22 protein-coding genes and 1 pseudogene are annotated in these 18,608 nt (G+C 71.4%); 18 read left to right on the top strand and 5 right to left on the bottom strand.

Annotation, left to right across the window (positions count from 1 at the left end):
* Positions 1-39: 39 nt before the first annotated feature.
* From ACFVYI_RS15550 to ACFVYI_RS15540, 3 genes are read left to right on the top strand one after another with little or no spacing between them, the layout of a single operon-like run.
* Entirely contained in the window at positions 40-354 is a 315-nt protein-coding gene (locus ACFVYI_RS15550) for a hypothetical protein (protein WP_387885387.1), read from the top strand.
* Entirely contained in the window at positions 351-677 is a 327-nt protein-coding gene (locus tag ACFVYI_RS15545) for a helix-turn-helix domain-containing protein (protein WP_387885386.1), read from the top strand. The genes ACFVYI_RS15550 and ACFVYI_RS15545 overlap by 4 nt, the downstream gene beginning before the upstream one ends.
* Complete coding sequence (locus ACFVYI_RS15540) at positions 674-1,216, top strand: hypothetical protein (RefSeq protein ID WP_387885385.1); 543 nt, start codon at positions 674-676, stop codon at positions 1,214-1,216. The genes ACFVYI_RS15545 and ACFVYI_RS15540 overlap by 4 nt, the downstream gene beginning before the upstream one ends.
* 97 nt (positions 1,217-1,313) lie before the next feature.
* Here ACFVYI_RS15540 and ACFVYI_RS15535 read toward each other — a convergent pair whose 3' ends face one another.
* Together ACFVYI_RS15535 and ACFVYI_RS15530 are read right to left on the bottom strand one after the other, a co-directional pair.
* Entirely contained in the window at positions 1,314-1,631 is a 318-nt protein-coding gene (locus ACFVYI_RS15535; RefSeq protein WP_387885384.1) for a hypothetical protein, read from the bottom strand.
* Positions 1,632-1,944: 313 nt separating this feature from the next.
* Positions 1,945-2,322 (bottom strand): VOC family protein, encoded by a 378-nt coding sequence (locus tag ACFVYI_RS15530; RefSeq protein ID WP_387885382.1) that lies wholly within the window; start codon positions 2,320-2,322, stop codon positions 1,945-1,947.
* A 148-nt stretch (positions 2,323-2,470) separates the two neighbouring features.
* Between ACFVYI_RS15530 and ACFVYI_RS15525 the strand changes: the two genes are divergently transcribed.
* Together ACFVYI_RS15525 and ACFVYI_RS15520 are read left to right on the top strand one after the other, a co-directional pair.
* A complete protein-coding gene (locus tag ACFVYI_RS15525) occupies positions 2,471-2,677 on the top strand; it encodes a hypothetical protein (protein ID WP_387885381.1) in 207 nt (68 codons plus the stop codon).
* Between the two features lie 114 nt (positions 2,678-2,791).
* Positions 2,792-3,112 carry a zinc-binding dehydrogenase gene (locus ACFVYI_RS15520; RefSeq protein ID WP_387885379.1) on the top strand — a complete coding sequence of 107 codons (321 nt, stop codon included), beginning with the start codon at positions 2,792-2,794 and terminating at the stop codon, positions 3,110-3,112.
* A 114-nt stretch (positions 3,113-3,226) separates the two neighbouring features.
* Here ACFVYI_RS15520 and ACFVYI_RS15515 read toward each other — a convergent pair whose 3' ends face one another.
* The gene (locus tag ACFVYI_RS15515) at positions 3,227-3,610 is read right to left on the bottom strand and encodes a hypothetical protein (RefSeq protein ID WP_387885378.1); all 384 of its coding nucleotides are present in this window, start codon (positions 3,608-3,610) and stop codon (positions 3,227-3,229) included.
* 270 nt (positions 3,611-3,880) lie between these two features.
* Here ACFVYI_RS15515 and ACFVYI_RS15510 point away from each other — a divergent pair, with 270 nt between their 5' ends.
* The 7 genes from ACFVYI_RS15510 (at position 3,881) to ACFVYI_RS15480 (ending at position 11,124) form a co-directional block, all read left to right on the top strand.
* Positions 3,881-4,756 (top strand): terpene synthase family protein, encoded by an 876-nt coding sequence (locus tag ACFVYI_RS15510; protein WP_387885376.1) that lies wholly within the window; start codon positions 3,881-3,883, stop codon positions 4,754-4,756.
* An 82-nt stretch (positions 4,757-4,838) separates the two neighbouring features.
* Complete coding sequence (locus tag ACFVYI_RS15505) at positions 4,839-6,494, top strand: prenyltransferase/squalene oxidase repeat-containing protein (RefSeq protein ID WP_387885374.1); 1,656 nt, start codon at positions 4,839-4,841, stop codon at positions 6,492-6,494.
* Complete coding sequence (locus tag ACFVYI_RS15500) at positions 6,488-7,330, top strand: SAM-dependent methyltransferase (RefSeq protein WP_387885372.1); 843 nt, start codon at positions 6,488-6,490, stop codon at positions 7,328-7,330. The genes ACFVYI_RS15505 and ACFVYI_RS15500 overlap by 7 nt, the downstream gene beginning before the upstream one ends.
* A gap of 44 nt (positions 7,331-7,374) precedes the next feature.
* Positions 7,375-8,772, top strand: a complete 1,398-nt coding sequence (locus ACFVYI_RS15495; protein ID WP_387885369.1) for an SDR family NAD(P)-dependent oxidoreductase — start codon at positions 7,375-7,377, stop codon at positions 8,770-8,772.
* On the top strand, positions 8,769-10,127 hold the full coding sequence (locus tag ACFVYI_RS15490) for a cytochrome P450 (protein WP_387885367.1): 1,359 nt from the start codon (positions 8,769-8,771) through the stop codon (positions 10,125-10,127). Before ACFVYI_RS15495 ends, ACFVYI_RS15490 begins: the two co-directional genes overlap by 4 nt.
* Positions 10,128-10,287: 160 nt before the next feature.
* Entirely contained in the window at positions 10,288-10,506 is a 219-nt protein-coding gene (locus ACFVYI_RS15485) for a biotin/lipoyl-containing protein (protein ID WP_387885481.1), read from the top strand.
* A 237-nt stretch (positions 10,507-10,743) separates the two neighbouring features.
* Complete coding sequence (locus tag ACFVYI_RS15480; RefSeq protein ID WP_387885366.1) at positions 10,744-11,124, top strand: hypothetical protein; 381 nt, start codon at positions 10,744-10,746, stop codon at positions 11,122-11,124.
* Between the two features lie 667 nt (positions 11,125-11,791).
* On the opposite strand, the gene ACFVYI_RS15475 is transcribed toward ACFVYI_RS15480, so the two are convergent.
* Entirely contained in the window at positions 11,792-12,010 is a 219-nt protein-coding gene (locus ACFVYI_RS15475; RefSeq protein ID WP_387885364.1) for a DUF2252 family protein, read from the bottom strand.
* Here ACFVYI_RS15475 and ACFVYI_RS15470 point away from each other — a divergent pair.
* A pseudogene (locus ACFVYI_RS15470) lies at positions 11,946-12,171 on the top strand (IS5/IS1182 family transposase); the annotation flags it as partial. The gene ACFVYI_RS15475 and the pseudogene ACFVYI_RS15470 sit on opposite strands and share 65 nt — an antisense overlap.
* A gap of 4 nt (positions 12,172-12,175) precedes the next feature.
* Here ACFVYI_RS15470 and ACFVYI_RS15465 read toward each other — a convergent pair.
* The gene (locus ACFVYI_RS15465; RefSeq protein WP_387885362.1) at positions 12,176-13,456 is read right to left on the bottom strand and encodes a condensation protein; all 1,281 of its coding nucleotides are present in this window, start codon (positions 13,454-13,456) and stop codon (positions 12,176-12,178) included.
* A 338-nt stretch (positions 13,457-13,794) separates the two neighbouring features.
* Here ACFVYI_RS15465 and ACFVYI_RS15460 point away from each other — a divergent pair, with 338 nt between their 5' ends.
* From ACFVYI_RS15460 to ACFVYI_RS15440, 5 genes are all read left to right on the top strand, one after another.
* A complete protein-coding gene (locus tag ACFVYI_RS15460) occupies positions 13,795-14,709 on the top strand; it encodes an SDR family NAD(P)-dependent oxidoreductase (protein ID WP_387885360.1) in 915 nt (304 codons plus the stop codon).
* On the top strand, positions 14,706-15,917 hold the full coding sequence (locus ACFVYI_RS15455) for a hypothetical protein (RefSeq protein ID WP_387885358.1): 1,212 nt from the start codon (positions 14,706-14,708) through the stop codon (positions 15,915-15,917). The genes ACFVYI_RS15460 and ACFVYI_RS15455 overlap by 4 nt, the downstream gene beginning before the upstream one ends.
* Positions 15,918-15,956: 39 nt before the next feature.
* Complete coding sequence (locus ACFVYI_RS15450; RefSeq protein ID WP_387885355.1) at positions 15,957-16,943, top strand: SDR family oxidoreductase; 987 nt, start codon at positions 15,957-15,959, stop codon at positions 16,941-16,943.
* Positions 16,944-17,031: 88 nt separating this feature from the next.
* Positions 17,032-17,265 carry an acyl carrier protein gene (locus ACFVYI_RS15445; RefSeq protein ID WP_387885354.1) on the top strand — a complete coding sequence of 78 codons (234 nt, stop codon included), beginning with the start codon at positions 17,032-17,034 and terminating at the stop codon, positions 17,263-17,265.
* A gap of 1 nt (position 17,266) precedes the next feature.
* A complete protein-coding gene (locus tag ACFVYI_RS15440; protein ID WP_387885351.1) occupies positions 17,267-18,574 on the top strand; it encodes a cytochrome P450 in 1,308 nt (435 codons plus the stop codon).
* The last annotated feature ends 34 nt before the right edge of the window (positions 18,575-18,608 follow it).

Below are 18,608 nucleotides of genomic sequence, written 5' to 3'. Positions count from 1 at the left end.
GAGCACCAGCAGCGAGTGATCCGCATCACAGGAAACCCCGTGGAAAGCAACACGACCGACGATCTGCGTCGCGAATGCGGCCTCGACACCTGGCCTGCTCAATCGCGACACGAGGTCATCCGCACACGGCCGGCCTCTGCGGACACAAGGCACTCGTACGTCACGCACAACATCGAGGACGGCGTCGACCCAAAGTTCATCAAGGACCAGGTCGGCCACCTCTACGCCTCGACGACGGCTCTCTACACGGCGGTCAGCAGCGACTTCGCGAACACGATGATGCGCAAGGCCATCGACCTGGCCTTCAACAACGACACCGCCCGCACGGGCACGGCAAGGAGCGGACGACGATGACGGCGAAGCTGGACTACCGCTGGCACCTGCGCGAGGTCATGGCGACCCGGGGCATGTTCTCCACCACCGACCTGCGGCCACTCCTGCCCGAACGGGGCATCGACCTGTCCGCCAGCCAGATCTACCGCCTCGTGGTCGAGACGCCCGAGCGGCTGAACCTGAAGGTTCTGATGGCACTGCTGGACATCCGGGGGTGCTCGATGGACGAGCTCATCGAACCGGTCTCCACCGGACGGGCACGGGCCAGGGAGACCGCAGACGGCACCGAGGCCATCGGCGTCGGCGAGTGCCGGCCCAAGCGGGCCCGGATCACCGGGCCGTGAGCGCCCGGGCCGAGCGGATCACAGCCGATCCGCACGCCGTCCTCGTCGAACTGGTCGCCGCGATCGAACCGGGCCTGGCCACCGCCGGCGTCCGGGCCGCCATCGAGGAGGTGACCAGCTCCAAGGTGTCGGTGGTCCGCCTGGCCCAGGCCGCGGACCGCGGCCTGCTGACGTCGGGCCGAGGCGAGGGGCCACCGACCGTCGAGCGGTTCATCCGCGCCCTGCAGACGATCGGCGCCGCCAACGTCGTCCTGCTGTTCTGCGGCGACTGCGGCGATCAGCGGCCCTTGGTGACCACCAACCCGGCAGGCCGCCGAATCTGCGAACTGTGCCAATCCAACCGCCACCGGGGCGGCCGCTGCGAAGCCTGCGGGACGGCCACCAAGACAGGTCGACCTTTGGCTGGCCGATCGCGGCGATCAGGGAAACTACGGTGCCCAGCCGTTCGTGACTTGGGCAGTCCGAAACAACCACGCCGCCGGAATCACAACTCACAGGCGTCCAAGGGTAGTTCACGAGGTTCCGCTCGACGCCGATGAGTGTTGGGCCATCGCGCGACGCCTCCTGGGCGATGACTCGGTCGAGCTCAAAGACCGGGTTGCCGGCCTGCTGGTCCTGCTCTATACCCAGAAACCCTCAATGATCTGCCAGCTCACGATCGCGCATGTGATCCAGAACGAGCGAGGCGTCGCCCTGAAGCTCCAACAGCTTCCTCTTGAACTGCCCGAACCTCCTGATGACCTTGTTCTCCAACTCGTCGACCAATGCCGGGCCCATCCGGCCATCGACAGCAAACACGACGTGCCCTGGCTCTTCCCGAGCCAGCGGCCAGCCCGACCGTTGACCGCCCGCCGCCTCGGCGCCCGGCTTCGAGCGATCGTCCTTCCGTCTGGGGTCGGCCGGAAGGCGGCACTGATTGATCTTGCTGCCCAGATGCCCCCCGCCGTCCTCCATCGGCTCCTGGGGATCAGCATCGCGAGCGGCCAGTTCTGGTCGGCAGGGGCCAACAGGAACGCCTACGCAGCTGAGGTAGCCCGTCGATCGTGAGGCTACTCCGCACTCTCGAATCGCGGAGACCGCCAACAGCTGCCGACGCCCTTGGCAAGGGCGAGGTCTACCGCCTCAACTCCGTTGGCATGTACGGAAGTTACCTAATGGACCTTCTCTGCACCAAGGCGGTGCGTGCTGGTTCCGGGCAACCCCGGATCATGCCGCGGCTGCGGGGGCACCGCAGGCCGCGGCGTGACCGATGAGCCTCGGACGAGCGTCAGAGCGGCTTGATGCGGGCCTTGAGCAGGCAGAACTCATTGCCTTCAGGGTCGGTCAGGACATGCCAGTGCTCGTCCCCGGTCTGGCCGATGTCGGCCCGGCGGGCACCGAGCTTTACAAGGCGTTCGAGCTCGGCGTCTTGGTCGCGGTCGGTGGGGTTGAGGTCAATGTGCAGCCGGGACTTCCCCGGCTCCGGCTCGTTCCGGACGCTGAAGAAGATCGTGGGCTGCGGACCGCCGAACCCTTCCGGCGTCCCGATCTCCACGCAGCCCTCCTCGCGGCCGACCACGACGTAGCCCAGGACCTCGCACCAGAACTGCGCCAACAGTTCGGGGTCGCGGCAACCGAGCACAAGCTCACCGATACGACATGCCATAAAGAAACCTGCTCTCAGTCGGCGGGCGCCCAGGGCCACGCGCGCAGCTCATGGCCCCCCAGCAGCGAAAACAACTCCGCGACCGTACCGGACGAGGCGAGCATGGAAAAGATCTTTTCCATGCCGAGAGCCTGCCGGGCGGCCGGGCATGGCAGGTGGCCGGGCCGTCGACGTCGAGCGCGGGAGGCTATTCCACACTCTCGAATATCGGAGATCACCAGTACTCCTGGAGCGCACCGGCTCACCGGACTTCGTCACGCTCCAGTCCGGCGGCATCAGCGGACCGTACCTCGCTGACCAGGCCCTCCACGCGACTGTGCTGCTCGGGTCGGCCGTGCTGCTCACCCGCTTGTGAGAACGACGGCGTTCGCATGGGCCGGACCGGGCGGGTTGGGTCAGTTCTCGGCGGCGCGGTAGACGAGGTGGAGGTCGCTGCCGTCGAGGCGCACCGGACGACGTCGCCGCCGCCGTGCTGCGCCTGGCCCCGGGCGGCGTCGACGGCATCTTCGACGCGGCACTGATCAGCGATCCGCTGCTGTCCGCGCTGCGGACGGGCGGGAGCTTCGTCTCCGCCACCCGGACCCGTGTCCCGTCCCCCGAGCGCGGCATCCGCGTCTCGGCCGTCGGCGGCACACCCGACGGCGCCCAGCTGAAGGAGATCCTCGAACGACTGGCCGCCGGCAGGCTCAAGACCCGCGTCGCCGGTGTCCTGCCGTTGGAACAGGCCGCCGAGGCCCACCGCCGAGCCGAAGCCGGCCACCTGCCCGGCCGACTCGTCCTGACGATCTGACCCTCCCGACGCATACACGGCGTCGCGTTCAGGGTGACGGCACCCCCCGGGGAAACCAGCGATGCCGCGTGAGCTTCGGGCTGCACGGTATCGGGGCGGTGCGGGCCGCCTTGGTCAGCGGGAATACCCGTCGACATTGACGATGGTCTCGCCGGTGAAATCGTCCTGGCCGACCTGGTCGTGGTCCCAGAGCTCGACCTTCCAGAACTGGTTGGTGCTGCGGGCTGTCGGTGTGATCGCGTCGGCCGCGGCGGAGGCGGCGGCCGCGGCGGTGCTGGCGGTCACGATGGCGTAGGCGCGGGCGAGTGCCTCCAGCCTGGTGGCCGCCTGGCCCGGGGACTTCTCCGCCAGGAACTGGGCTTCGGCACCGATGGCCGCCAGAAGCTTGTCGCGGGTATCGGCTGCGGCCGGCGTCTGCGCCACCCTGATCACCGCTGGCACCTGCTGCACTGTCTCAGCGGCGTCGACCGTCGTGGGCTCTGCATCGGGGCTGGTCACAGATACTCCTTGTAGTCGGGCGTACACATCGATGCCAGGCTAAGGCGACGAGGGGTCCTGCGGTGGTCGATTCATCCATTCCCATAGGGCCGCGCCACTGACAGTTCTGACATTCAGTCATGGCAATGCTGCGCACTCGCGGCCGAGAGGCAGGCCCCATTGTCTGCCCGGGTTCGCTCTGGGACTGTGGGGGACATGACACCTATCCCTCCTGCCCCTGCGGTCACCGTGTCCGAGGCAGTGCTGCGGTGGGCGCGACAGGCGGGGTTGGTGACAGAAGCCCGGCATCAGCGGCGACTGGCCGTGATGCGCGTGGAGGTGCTGGCCGAGTGTGCCCTGCCGCGGGCCGACCGGGCGGATGTGTCACTGACGGCCCAATGGGCAGCGTTCATCTGTCTGACGGACGATCTGATCGACGAGCACGGTCTGGGCGCGGTCCCCGGCGAGTTGGAGCGCTTCACCGCCGGCCTGCGTCAGGCGCTCGTCGGCGAAGGGCCGGCGCTCCGTGCGGCGAACCCGCACGCCGCAGCGCTCGCCGGGCTCTGGGAGCGCACGGCCGAGACGATGTCGGATCGGTGGCGGGAGCGCTTCAGACAGGACTATGGGGACTTCCTGGACGTCACCGAGCAGGAAGTCGCCCTGCGCCGTGACGGCGTCCGGCTGCCGCTTGCGCACTACCTGCGGCTGCGGCGCCGCACCATCACCCTGCAGCCCATGTTGAACGTGCTGGAGCGCACCCGGCACGCACCCCTGGTGGAGCACCCGCTGGTCGACGACCGACTGCGCGAACTGCAAGAAGCCGCGGCGGACATCGCGGGATGGGCGAACGATCTGGCCTCGGCAGTCGGCGACGCCGCCGCAGGCCACGACAACCTGGTGACAGTCCTCGCCCGGGAAGCCGGCTGCACCACAGCCGTGGCTGTTGAACGTGTGACAGCCATGATCGAGCGACGCCGCGCCGGCTTCGACGCCACCGCGCAGGCCCTGCGCACCGCCTCCGGCCTACCGGACGGCGACGCGGCGGCGGTGCCTCGATACGTCGACCTGGTCGAGGCGTACAAGTCCGCGGCGCTGCACTGGTTGGCCGCCACCGGCCGCTTCGTCCCGCCGCCCGCTGATCCTGGCCCCGCACCAGAGCGCCCCTGACCCTCCAGGACCCTTCCCCACCGGGCACGCTTCGCCGGGCGGGTGGCGGGCCGCGGTCGACCGACGAGCAGAACGGACTGCCATGAGAACCGCCGCTCTCCCAGCACACCTGTCCCGCTGGCCGCGTACCGCGTTCCCCACGGCCCTCGGACCGGCAACCGACGCGCTGCGCGGCCACCTCCAGGGCCGGATCGACGCCGACGGTGCGGTGCGCGACCAGTGCCACAGTCGCGTGCTGGAGTCCGCGCTGCTACTGGCCCTGCTGGACCGCACCCGCTCGGAGCCCGCCACCCGCCGCCATCTGGCGGCTTTCCTGGCCGCCGGCCGCGAGTCCCCGGATCCGCTCAACCGGCTGCTGGCCCGGGCCGCGCTCCACGACCGGCCGGACGTCACTGACCTGCTCGACGTGGACCGCTTCCTCGGTGAGGCGCCGGACTTCACCGGCCCGCGCAAGCGCGCGCTCCTGGACGCGGTCCTCCTACTGCTGGGCACCAGTCCTGGGCCGCCGTCACCCGCCCCCGCCGCGGCGTTCTCCCCGCGCGGCCTGCACTCCTGGGCGCTCGTGCAGGTCGCAGCGGTCAAGGCCGTTCTCGCGCACGCCCACGGGTACTCCCCACTGATCGACGACCGGGACCTCGACCTGCTCCGCTCCACCCAGCAGCCCGGACGCGTGTGGGAGGGCAACCTCCTCATCCACCTGTTCGTCCTGCACGCCCTGGCACTCCTACCGGGCCACCAACGCCTCCTCGCCCAGGGGATACGCACCGCGCTGGCCTACCAGCGCGCCGACGGAGGCATACCGTTCATCTGCGACGAGGACACCTGGGTCACCGCCACCGCCGGCCTAGCCCTGCACACCGCCGGCGCCGACACACCGGCCCTCGACGCCATCGCCCGGCGCCTGCTCCGCCTGCAGCACCCCGACGGCGGGTGGTCCTACAGCGAACACGCCCACCTCACCGACGCCGACTGCACCTCGGCCGCCGTCGAAGTCCTCCGCCTCACCGGTCCCCACTCCTCCCGCGCATCGATCCGCCGCGGGTGCGACGCCCTGTACGCCCTGCGCGGGGAGGACGGGGGCTTCCCCACCTATCTGGCCGGTGCACCGTCAGAAGCCTGCATGACCGCGGCCGCCGCCAACGCCCTCAGCACCCAGGGCCCGTCCCAGCACCTCACGCTCGACGCAGCCCTCGACTTCCTCGCCGACCGGCAGCTCCCCGACGGGTCCTTCCCTCCGGACTGGAGCAGCAGCCGCCAGCACACCGTCTTCCGCGCCACCCTCGCCGCGGCCCGCCGACCCGGCACGTCCGCCGCCGAACGAATCACCCGGCGGGCCGTCCACCTGGTGCTTAACACCCAGAACTCCGACGGCGGTTGGGGACGCCGGGACGCTGCGCCCAGCGACGCGCTGAGTACCGCCTACGCCCTGATCACCCTCAGCGCCGCCCACGAGGACCCCGGGCCTGCCGCGCGGGGAGCCGCCTACCTGCTCACCCAGCAGCGCCCGGACGGCTCCATCGCCAGCGTGTCGGACTCGATCGGGCCGCGCCCCTTCGGCTTCACCGTCCCCGTCCTTACCGACGCCTTCACCCTGCTCGCCCTCGGACACCTCACCCGCCGCCTGACCGCACCGTCCGCCGCTCCCCGCCCGCGCGGCCCGGGGCCGGCCCCACCCGCTCAGCGTCGGCCCGAGCCCGCCATGGAAGTGTTCAACTCTCGGAAGGAAGCCGCATGGTAGACAGCCGGCGGAACACGCCCCACCCGTCGAGCGAGGCGGTCGGTGACTACTACGACCAGATGGGAGTGTTCCTCTCCTCGATTTTCGGCGAGGACATCCATGTCGGTATCTGGGACGTGGACGATACGTCGTCGATGTCCGCCGCTCAGACTCGCCTGACCGATCGTCTGATCGACCTTCTGAGACTGCCGGACAGCGCCTATGTTCTCGACGTCGGCTGTGGCACGGGAAATCCCGCCATGCGGCTCGCCGAACGTACGAAAGCCAGGGCGTTCGGGGTGAGCATCAGTTCCTCGCAGGTGACCAGCGCCGTCGCGAAGTCCCACGACGCCGGCCTGTCGTCGCGGCTGGAGTTCATCCGCGCCGACGCCATGGACCTGCCGTGCGAATCCGCGGTGTTCGACGCCGCATGGGCGATCGAGATGCTGTTCCACGTGCCGGACCGGCTCCAGGTGCTGCGCGAGATCTACCGCGCCGTCAAGCCGGGAGGGCGAGTGGTGCTCACCGAATTCGTCGAGCGAGAGCCCTTGACGGACCAGGAACGGGATCTTCTCACGCAAGGGTTCGCGTTCTCCTCGCTTCTGCGCCCGGAGAACTACGGCGACGCGATCTCCCGGTCCGGCCTTGAGGTGATCCAGGTTCACGACGTCACGGCCGAAACCAGGCAGAGCATGCCCTGGTTCCAGTCCCGGTACGACAGTGCCCGGGACGCCCTGTCGGGGCACTACGGACCGGAGTTCGCGGCTCAGCTCGACCAACTCCTTCCGACCGGACTGTCCGTCTACTCGGAGAAGCTCGGCTATGTGATCGCCGAAGCCCGCCGCCCCATCGACTGAGTCCTCCACCCCCCGTCTCACCGACCTGAACGGAGAACACCGCGATGGAAACAACGGACCGACCCGACGGCCCGGCCGCGCTGCGTGGAAAGGTGTGCCTGGTCACCGGCGGTGCTCAGGGGATCGGCCTGGCCGTCACCCGGGCACTGGCAGGCCAGGGCGCGCACGTGCATGTCGCTGCTCTCACCCAGCACAGCGTGGAGTCGGCATCGGCAAAGCTGAGGTCCGCCGCGCTGGAATCCTCCGTGACCTTCCACCTCGTCGACGTGAGCAACCGCAACGCCTTCGAGAAGTGCATCGCGGATGCGCACGCAGCCGGCGGACGGCTGGACATCCTCGTCAACAACGCCGCGTTCACCCACTGGCGAGACGTGGCCGACACAAGGGTCGAGGACACCGAGCAGACGATGCGCACCGGCTACGACGCCATGGTCTACGGCGTGAAAGCGGCACTCCCGCTGATGCGCGCGGGCGGCGGCGGGCACATCGTCAACATGGGCTCCGCAGCCGGCGTCGTCTTCGTCAAGGGCCCCTCCGCCGCCTACGCGGCGGTGAAGGCCGCCATCAACGCCTACACCCAGATCCTGGCCGGCGAGCTCGCCTGGACCCCGGTGCACGTCATGCTGGTGCGCCCCGGAACTGTGAGCGGGACCGAGTTCTTCGGCAAACGCGTCCCCTCCAACCGGATGCCTCGCATCGCCGACTTCCTCCCCGTCTCCACCCCCGAGCAGGTCGCCGACGCCATCCTCGACGGCCTGCGCCACCGCCGAACGATCGTCGATGTACCGGGCTACCTGCCGCTCATGTACCGCTCGTACGCCCTGGCGCCCCAGTTCTTCGCCAAGCTGGCGTCCCGCGGCGGCCCCGCTCGCCGCGACTTCGCCAAACCCGCCAACCGGCCTTCAACGCGCACCGAGCCCCAGTCCGGCTCGGCCGACAACGCCCCCGTGACAGGGCCGGGCTCTCCGGCCCTGCGGCTGCTGAACAAGCTCAGCCCCGGCGCCGTCAGGCTGGCGCAGCGGATCGTCGTGCCCCTGGACACCGCACTCCACCGCCACAGCACCGGGCGGTTGAGCACCGGCCGCGGCCTGGGCGTGCCGTCCCTGCTGCTCACCTCCCGTGGCGCCCGCTCCGGCAAGCCGCGGCACGTCCCGCTGTACTACGCACCCCACCGCGACGGCTACGGCGTCGTGGGATCCAACTTCGGGCTCCTGCACCACCCCGCCTGGACCGCCAACCTGCTGCACCACCCACGCGCCGTCGTCACCACAGCAGGCCGGCGCATACCCGTCACCGCCCGCCTGGTCGAAGGCGAGGAGCGCGAGGAGATCTGGCAGAAGCTCCTCGAACTCGGCCCGGCCTATCAGACCTACAGCGACCGCAGCGGCCGGGACCTGCGGATCTTCCACCTCCAGCCCACCGCTCCCGAGGCCGGACGATGACCACACCCCAGGCCGCATCCGGCCGCCACGTCCCGCTCGCCCCCGGGCGACTGCCGCTCCTCGGGCACGCACCGCAGCTCGCGCGCCGGCCCCTGCCCTTCCTGCGCTCCCTGTCCCAGCACGGCGAACTGGTCCGCATCCGCATCGGCCCCAGGGACGTCTACGTCGCCACCAGCGCACCCCTCACCCGCCAGATCCTGGTCACCGACAGCCGCAAATTCGACAAGGGCGAGATGTTCGACGAACTGCGCCAGCAGATGGGAAACGGCCTCGTCACCTCCGCCGGGGACTTCCACACCCGCCAACGCCGCCTGGCCCAGCCCGCCTTCCACCCCGACCGCGTCACATCCGCCGCCACGGTGATGAGCAACCACGCCGCCGCTTGGGCCGCCTCCTGGCAGCCGGACACCGTGCTCGACATGACCCGGCAGATCGACACCATCACCCTGAACACCTTCCTCGACGTCATCTTCACCGACACCAGCACCGACATGAAGGCCGCCGTCCGGGCCTGGACGGGCGTGCGCAACGGCGCCATGCGCCGCGCCCTCTCCCCGCTGGCAGCCTGGCGCTCGCACCTGACCCACACCCCGCGTCCCACCGCCGACCCGCAAGCCGACCGGGCCCTGGCCGCACTGCGCCACGCGATCCAACAGGAGATCGACCAACGGCGCACCGGCGAACAGGACCCGGGCGGCATGCTGTCCACCCTCGTCCACGCCCGCGACCGCCAGAGCGGGGCCGCCATGCCGGACGAGCAGGTGTGCGACGAAATCCTCAACCTGCTCGTCGCCGGCACCGGCACCACCAGCGCCACCCTCAGCTGGGCCTTCCACGAGATCGCCCGCCACCCCGCCGTCGAGCAACAACTACTGCGCGAGATCGACGCCGTGGCCCCCCGCACCCAGGTCCTGGCCGGCCACATCCCCCGCCTGCCCTACACCAGGCAGGTCCTCAGCGAAGTCCTACGCCGCCACCCCGTCTGGCTGCTCATGCGACGCGCCACCCAACCAGTCGCCATCAACGGCACACACCTGCCCACCGGCACCCGCCTCTACCTCAGCCCCCACATCCTCCACCACGACCCCGACCACTTCCCCGACCCCTTCACCTTCGACCCCGACCGCTGGCACCCCGACCGCCTCACCCCCCACCACACGGACACTTTCATCCCCTTCGGCGCCGGCCGCCGCCGCTGCGCCGGAGACGACCACGCCTGGACACAGCTGACCCTCATGGTCGCCAACGTCCTGACCCGGTGGCGGCTCCGCCCGGCCGACGACCACCCCGTGCGCTCCCGCGTCGGCACCGTCGAGCGCCCCGACCGGCTGCTGATGGTGCCCACCCGCCGATGAACGATGGAGCGTGATCCGCAACGGTTTTGCAGACACGTGCGTCGGCCATGTCCCCCCATCCAGGTGCAGCCTGTACGCCCACCCGGTCGTCCACAAGGTCGGCGGCTCTCGGCCATTCGGGCCCGCCCATGCGATATCCCGTGGGTTCGCGTGAGCGTCCATCCCTCGGATCGACCGCGTTGTCCCAAGGCACAAGAGGGTTGGTGGTCTGGTCAAACGTGACGATGACCTGATCGATGTCGAGACCGACAAGGCGGTGCTCGAAACCCCCTCTCCTGCGGACGGGATCGTAGTGCAGATCATCGCGACTGACGGCGCGACAGTCGCCGTAGATCAGATCCTTGCCAGCATCGACACCGACGCATCCCTGGTGCGATAGGCGGCGCCGCACACAGCACCACATCCCGACTCTCTGCCGCCCCGGTGCGGACCTGTCAGAGCCCGTGCCGGGGCGGAGTGCTGTCCGGCTCGGGGCCCGGGGAGCGAGTACGGGGCGTGGTCGTCGAGGGCATGGCGGGGCGCCTCCGGTCTGTCAAGAGTGATGGCGTGGTGACGGTTCGTCATGGGAAGATCCACGCGGGTCGGTAGAGCACCGGGCCCGAGGAGGGATGCGTGCGTGTCTGACGATGTGAACGACCGCGAGAATTACCTCTACGACGGTGCGGGCATGCGCAGTGCGTCGGTGCGGATTGAGCCGACCACCGAGATCCCCGGCCTGACGGTCATCCCGGCGGAAGAGGTCAACCCCGAGGACGTGGGCACGCTGAGCCTGCGGTACGTGGACGGGGTGCCTCAGCTCGTCGTCAGCGGCGGGACAGTCGTTCCGGCGGGGCTCACGGTCGTGGATGGCACCGGAAACGCTGTTGCCGTGTACAACGCGGGCCCTGTTCCGGTGGCTCAGTCTCGAACCTCCAGCGTCACGATCTACGGAATCGTTGATACGGGAGTGACCTTCTCCACCAACGTCAACAACGACGACCCCGTGCCCGACTACTGAGCGAGTCGGACCGGCGGATCGCGAGGGAGCGTCAGAACGGCGCGTGCGAAGTACGAAAACAATCCGGCCAGCAGCGAGTCGACCAGCGAGGAGAGCACATCTCCGAGAGCATCCCCGAAGCGATCGACCTCGGCGCCATCCAGGGGGCCGATGGCGGCCCCGCGTCACTGTGGTCTGGAAGTACCGGACAGGCGCACCGTGGCGTGATCTCCTCGGGAGGTATCGGCACGACTCGCTCTTCTTCGAGGCGGTCATGGTCGCATCCATGTCCCCCGCGCCGGCGCCGGGCGGCCACGCACCCGCCCGGTGCAGGTGAGCGCAGACGAAACGTCGACCTCGCCGTTCTCACCCTCGATGGCTTTGACCGCATCGCGCCCCTCGCGCAGGACATGGACGACACCCGCTCGCTACAGCGGGTCGAGAGCCAGGGGAGCCTTCGGGCCGACTGGGTGTCCACCGTGACTGCGTTGCCCGTGATTCAAGCCTGGCCCATGCCGCCGACACCGCGGGACGAAAGCCCCCGACCGGGATGTTGCCCCGCTCGCTCCGAGCCGTGACCCACGTGGTGCTCATCGACCTCATGGTCCGCCGGCTCACCGGCGGACCAGCCTGAGCCGACGCGGAACCTGGCCCGGGATCAGGCGGAAACCACGAGACGGAGCACGCGTCAGATCCCGGTGCTGGCTTCGGCTCTGCCCTCCTTCGCAGCGGCCTGCAGGACGGTGAAGTCGTCTTCGTTCTGGTCGGCGTAGGTTTCGGCGAAGTCCGCGATGGCTTGGTCGAACCGGTCGGAGCCGCCGAGGTAGGCGGCCAGGCGCCCCGGCCGGCAGTTGCTGACCACGGTCCCCGCCGACCACCCCACCCTGCGCGAGGCCTGGGCCGACATGGGCTACAAGAACGCCGTCGTCGAACACGGCGCAATCCTGGGCATCGATGTCGAGATCGTCCGCCGCGACCCGCCACCAAGGGATTCGTCATCCAGCCCCGCCGCTGGGTCGTCGAACGCAGCCAACCGGCTGGCTCATGAACCACCGCCGCCTCGCCCGCTCACCTACCGGCTCGGGGCAGGTGTCCTCTGCGCGGTCCCGCCGACGGGAGCGGAGTCTCCGTCGGACGCTCCTGTCAACGGGTGTTCCAGTGCCTGGAGGGCGGCCAGCCAGAAGCGGGGCAGGTCGGTGCCGATGGGTGCGCCGGGTTGGTGGACGACGGTGAGGCGGACGGTGTCCTGGTAGCTGGTGAGGCAGGTGTAGCACTGGCCGGGGCCGGGGGCGTCGGTGAGGCCGTACGCGGCCAGGGCCATGTCACCGCGGTGGGTCAGTGCGCCGCCGACCGCGATGTTGCTGGCGGTCAGGGCGTGGGAGAGACGGCCGACGAAGTGCACGGCGGCGGCGCCGGGGGTGAGGGCGGACAGGACCCGCAGAGCGTCGCGCTGGCGGACCTGCTTCTGGCGGCCGGTCTGCTCCGCTACCCGGCGCAGTGCCTGGAGGGGGGACGCCTCGTCGCAGGGCAGCACGACGCGGGCGAGCGCGATGCGGTTGCCGACGGTGGTCTCCTCGCCCGGGCGGCGGTAGGAGACCGGCACGCCGGTCGCCAGCGGGGGATGCGTCTCGCCGGGCTGCCCGCGGTTCCACAGGTGCACGGCGTGGGTCAGGGCCGCGAGGTGGACGTCGTTGACGCTGACGCGGTGCGCTCGGGCCAGGTCGCGCAGCCGTGACAGGGGCGCATCGGCGTGCCGCACCTGTCGCGGGCCGGCGGCGGGGGCGGTGAACGCGGGGGCGGGGCCCGGGGCGCGCCACAGGGCGGCTTGCTGGGCCAGTGTGTCGGTGATGCCGGTCAGCCGGGGGCGGCAGGGACGGGGCAGAGGCGCTCCGGCGGCGGGTCGGTCGTCGATGAGGGCCCGGAGGAGCGCGATGGTGAGGGCGCCGTCGTAGAGGCCGTGGTCGCCGTGGAAGCCCAGGCTGTATCCGCCTGTGGGGCGGGTGATCAGCAGCAGTTCCCACGGCGGCCGCTCGTCGCGGGGCGGCGGCCCCTGGGCCAGGACGAGTTCGGCACCCGGGTCGTTGGCCGCCGCGTGGTCCGCGGCCACCACGCCGGCGGCCACCACGCGCACGTGCCGGCCGGGATCGAGCTGCCCGCTCCAGCGTGCGGTTCTGCCGTTGCCGGACGGACGGTAGTGGAGGGCGGGAAGACGAGCGGCACGCTCGGCGACGCGCTCGCACAGGTCGTCCACGGTGGGTGGGGGTCCCGCGAAGTCCAGTAGCAGTACGGCCGGCATCGGCTGGCCGCCCGGTCCGGCCAGCATTCCCCGGTCGGCGGCCCTCAGCCTCAGCATCCGCGGCACCGCGGGACCTTGGGCGCCTACCGTCGTCATCTGCTCTCCTGCCGTCGCGGGACCGGGGGTTGCTGCGCAGCAGTCGCAGCTGGACCGGGCACCGCCGAGATGGCCGTGCAGCCGGGTTCCTACGGTGCACAACGGCGTCGACCCGCTCCGGACACGGCTCCGAACGCGGGACGAACCCGTCCCCTCCCGCCGTGCGTCCGCGGCGCTCACCCGGTTCCGGGGCGTGACCCAAACGGGCACAGGTCGTTCCACGGGTGTGGCGTCGTTGGTTGGGCGCATCCGTGTCGGCCCAGCCGGGGCGCGTGACCGGTACCTGGAGTGGAGAAGCAGTGGACGCACGCGGCAGTGACCAGCCGGACGACCGGAGGACTCCGCGCAGCGTGCTGGTGACCGGAGCGACGAGCGGGATCGGGCTGGCGACCGCACTGCTCCTGGCGGGACGGGGGTGGCAGGTGGTCGGTACCGCCCGCTCCCGGGCGAAGGCGGACGAGCTGCTGCGCGTCGCGGCCGCGCAGGGAGTGCGGGTCGAGGCGGTGGTGATGGATCTGGCCGATGCCGCGTCGTGCGAGGCCGCGGTGGCTGAAGCGGCCGAGCGGACGGGCGGCGGTCCGCATGCGCTGGTGGGCAACGCGGGGATCCCGCTGTCGGGCGCCGTCTGTGACCTGCCGGACGAGCGCGTGCGCGAGGTGCTGGAGGTCAACGTCCTGGGCACGATGCGGATGTGTCGCCTGGTGCTGCCCGCGATGCGCACCCGGGGGCGGGGGCGGATCGTGACGGTGTCGTCGGCAGCCGCGCGGATCCCGGCGCCGATGAGCGGCTGGTACACCGCCAGCAAGCACGCCCTCAGCGCCGCGACGCACAGCCTGCGCATGGAGGTCGAGCGGCATGGCGCGCAGGTGGCGCTGGTGGAACCCGGCGCGTTCGCCACCCCCTTCTGGGACCGCGCCCGCGCCGACCTCGCGCACCCGGACCTGGGCGCCGACCCGGCCGGGTACGCCCGCAGCGCCGCCCTGTTCAGCCGTGTCCAACGGCTGCGGGGCGGCCCCGAACCGGTGGCGCGCACCATCGCGCGGGCCGTGGAAGCCGCGCGCCCACGCCGGCGCTACACGGTGGGCGTCGACGCCCGGCTCGGAATCGCCGCCCAGGCACTGACACCGCTGTGGCTGAGCGACCGCATCAAACGAGGCCTCTACGGGCCCGGCCCAGCCCCCACCGCGCTGCCCGCCCTCAAGGAGGGGCGATGACCTCCTCGCTGACGGACACCCAGGCCGTACCGCGGCGCAAGCCCACGGCCGAGCGCGACGGGGAGTTCGGGCCCGGGCTGGACCGGGCCATGCTGGAGTGGGCACGCCGGCGCCCCGACGACGGGTTCGTCGTCGGAGTCGCGTTGCGCCTGCGCGGCCCCAAGCCGTCGCCGCAGCGGATCGCGGACCTGGTCCGGGACCGGCTGCCGCTGCTTCCCGCATTGGCCGAGCACCTGGACGGGCCACCGGGCCAGGAGAGGTGGAGCCGGTTCGGGAGCTTCGATCCCGCCCATCACGTCCACGCCCTCGACCTCGGAAGCGCTTCGTCGAGGCCGGCCGTGGAGCTGCTGGCGAACACGCCGGTGTGGGAAGACCGGCCCCGGTGGGGACTGTGGGTGACGGACACGCAGCGCGAGGACGAGTACCTGCTCACCTACCGCGTCCACCACGCCGCCCAGGACGGCCTGGCCATCACACACACCCTCGGCGGGCTCTTCGACGCCCGCTTCCCGGCCGCCCCGGCCACCGAGGCCGGCGGTGCGGGCACCTGGGCGACGGGCCCGCCGGGCACCGGTGACCGCCTGTTGGCCGTGGCGGACGTTTCCTACGACGCGATGCGCGCCATCGCGAAGGCCGAGGGCACCACCTTGCACGACGTCTACCTCGGGGCGCTGGCCGGGGCACTGCGCAGCTGGCCGGCGCCGGCCGGCCGCTCGGGCTGCGCGCCGGTGCCGGTGCGGGTGCCGTTCAGTGTCCGCCTGCCGAGCGAGCGCCAGGACCGCGGCAACCGGGTCGGGCACGCCCGGGTGTTCCTACCCGTGGACGAGCCGGACGCACGCCGGCGACTGGCGGGCGTGGTCGCGCAGACCGGTCGCTGGGAGCGTGAGCGCACCCGGCGCGTTCTGGACCGCATGCCCGCCAGGATGCTCGACGAGCAGATCGCCGGCTCCCCTGACCCCGGCGACGCGCTGGCCTGCGCGACGTCCATGAGGATCCGTCCGGCCCTGGCCTTCGACGGTTCCCCCGTGACCGGCGCCGTCGCGCTTCCCCCGCTCAGCGCAGGCCACCTGTTCACCAGTGTGCTGTGCGTCCACGGCTCCCGCGCCACTGTCGCGTTCACCGCCCGTCAGGCGGACCAGCACGTGCGGGAGCTGCCCCGCCTGTGGGAGCAGGAGGTGGCGCGCCTGGCCACCGCGACCAGCCACTGACCGACCCAAGCCGCCTTCCAGCCCTGCACCGAGGTCACTGTGACGAACCCCCGTCCCCATGTCCTGCTCACCGGCGCCACCGGCGTCATCGGCTCCCGCCTGCTCCCGGCGCTCGTCGCCCGCCACCGCGTCACCGCCCTCGTCCACCGCCGTCGGCCCGAGGGCGCGGACGCCTGCGTGCGGGGCGACCTGACGGCCGAACACCTGGGCCTGGAGCCCGGCCGGTACCGCGAGCTGGCCGACGTCATCGACGTCATCGTGCACTGCGCGGCCCTGACCGACTTCGCACCGGCCGACCTCGCGGCCTTCGACGACATCAACGCCGACGGCACGAGCCGGATCATGAAGCTCGCCGAGGACGCCCGGACGCCCGTGGTGCTGCTCTCCTCCGCCGCCGCGGCGCTGGAGGTGACCGGCGACGACCTCGCGGCGCGCAGTGTCCGCGCCTACGGCCTCTCCAAGCGCCGGGCCGAGGAAGCCGCCACAGCCTGCTCGCAGCCGGTGGCGATCGTCCGCACCGCCCTGCTCTTCGCCGCCCGCGACAGCACCGACGTGCCCGTGCACCAGTTCCCGCACGCCCTGTTCGACGCGCTGCTGCAAGGCCGCGCCCGGGGACTGCCCGTCACCGCCGACCACTGGTGCGACGTCATCCCGGTGGAGACCCTCATCGACTACCTCACCGCCCTCACCGAGGCGATCCTCGCCGACGACCCCGACGCCGCCGGCCTGCACTGGGCGGTCGCCGGCGACGCGCGCCTCACCGTCGCCGACATCGAACGCGCCTGCGCCGACGTCCTTCTCGCACACGACCTGCCGGCCGGTGCGCCGCTGCCCGCCGACCCCGCAGCGCCGCGGCCGCGACGCTTCTACGGCATGGCCCGCCTCGCCCAGATCGGCTTCCAGCACCCAGACCGCCCGCCCTTCCCCTCCCATCTGGACCGCCTGCTGCCCCGACCCCTCACCCGCCCCGCCGTCCTGGACGCCCTCACCCACAACCTGCGCCGCTGCGCCCCGCAAGAGGCCTGACCCGCACGTCGGCCGTCACCCGGCCGCCCGCCCATCGCTCCCCGAACCCATTCCGACGGACAGACCACCAGTGGAAAGAGGACCAACCGTGTACGACACCCTCACTCACCTGCTCACCGAAGAACTCGGCCTCGACCCCGCCGACGTCCGCCCGGACGCCACCTTCCGCGACCTCCGCCTCGACTCCCTCACCCTCGCCGAACTCGCGATCCTCGTCGAGGAGTCCACCGGACACGCCGTCTCCCTCATGGGCCCGGACACCACCCTCGCCCAGGCCGCCGAGCGGTACGTCGCAGCCCCCACCCCCCGACAGGCCACCTGACGTGCTCGAACAAGCGACCACGGACACCACGGAGCACCCGGGCGACGCCGAAACCGCCAAGCTCACCCTGCGCACCTCCGCCCTGCTCCTGCGCCTACGCCGCACCGCCGAACCCGCCCCCGTCTTCCGCGACCTGCGCCGCCTGGGCCCCGTACTCCCCACGTCCTGGGGAGCCGTCCTGGTCACCGACCCCGCACTGGCGCGCGCCGTCCTGACCGACCCCGCCTACCGCATGCCGGACGCCCCCTGGCGCGACACTCACACCCCCGCCTGGCGGCGGCACCCCAGCCTGGTCGACATGTGCCGCTCGATGGGCCTGCTCAATCCACCCGAGCACACCCGCCTGCGGACCTCCCTCAGCGGCGCGTTCGGCACCCGCGCCCTCAAGAGCCTTGCCCCGCAGATCCACAGGATCACCCACCACGTCCTCGACGACCTCGCCGCCGAACTCGACACCCACGGCCGGGCCGACTACACCGCATTGGTGGCCGAGACCCTGCCCATCCGCGTCATGTGCGCCTGGGCCGGCCTCCCGCAGCACGACGCCCCGGTCCTGGCCGAGTACAGCCGCCGCCACGCCGCCACGTACGAGTTCTCACCCACCGAAGCCGAGCTCGACGCAGCCGATCACGTCCGCGACGAGAGCCACGACTACTGGCTGCGCCGAATCAACCTCCGCGGCAACCGTCCGGGCGAGGACCTCCTGTCCGCCTGGCTCACCACCCTGCGGCCGGCTCCGGACGCCCCCGACGACCTGACCGTCGCCTCGACCCTCATCGCCGTGTTCGTCGGCGGCTACGAACCTCCCGCCATCGCGCTCGCCCACGCCGGCGCCGCACTCGTCCGACACTCCGACCAGGCCGCCGCGTTGCGCCGAGACGCCACCGCGGTCGCCCGAGCGGTCGACAACCTCCTGCGCGTGCGTCCACCGGTCACCATGCTCGTGCGTGTCGCCTCCCAGGACACCGTCCTGGCCGGTCACCCCGTTCCCGCGGGTCGGCTGGTCCACATCCTGATCGCATCCGATGCCGCCGACCTCACCGGCTTCGCCACCGATCCACCCCCGGCCCCCACCGGACACCTCCCCTTCGGTGCCGGTGCCCACTACTGCATCGGCGCCCAGCTCGCCCGCCTCCAACTCGGCGTCCTCCTACCCGCTTTCGCCACCCGGTTCCCCGACCTGCGCCTCGCCGGCCCGGTTACCGTTCCGCACGGCAGCATCGCCCGACCCGCCGCGCCTCGCATCCACCTCGCCCGCAGACAGCCGGCACCCGGCCGCACGGGTCAGCGGCCACCACCTGGCTTGTGACGGGCGTCCTGGATGAGGCTGGCTGGAGGCTTGT

The organism is Kitasatospora sp. NPDC058218, assembly GCF_042882445.1.
In the GTDB taxonomy this organism is placed as follows: Bacteria; Actinomycetota; Actinomycetes; order Streptomycetales; family Streptomycetaceae; genus Kitasatospora.
This window is presented reverse-complemented; position numbering and strand designations above follow the sequence as displayed.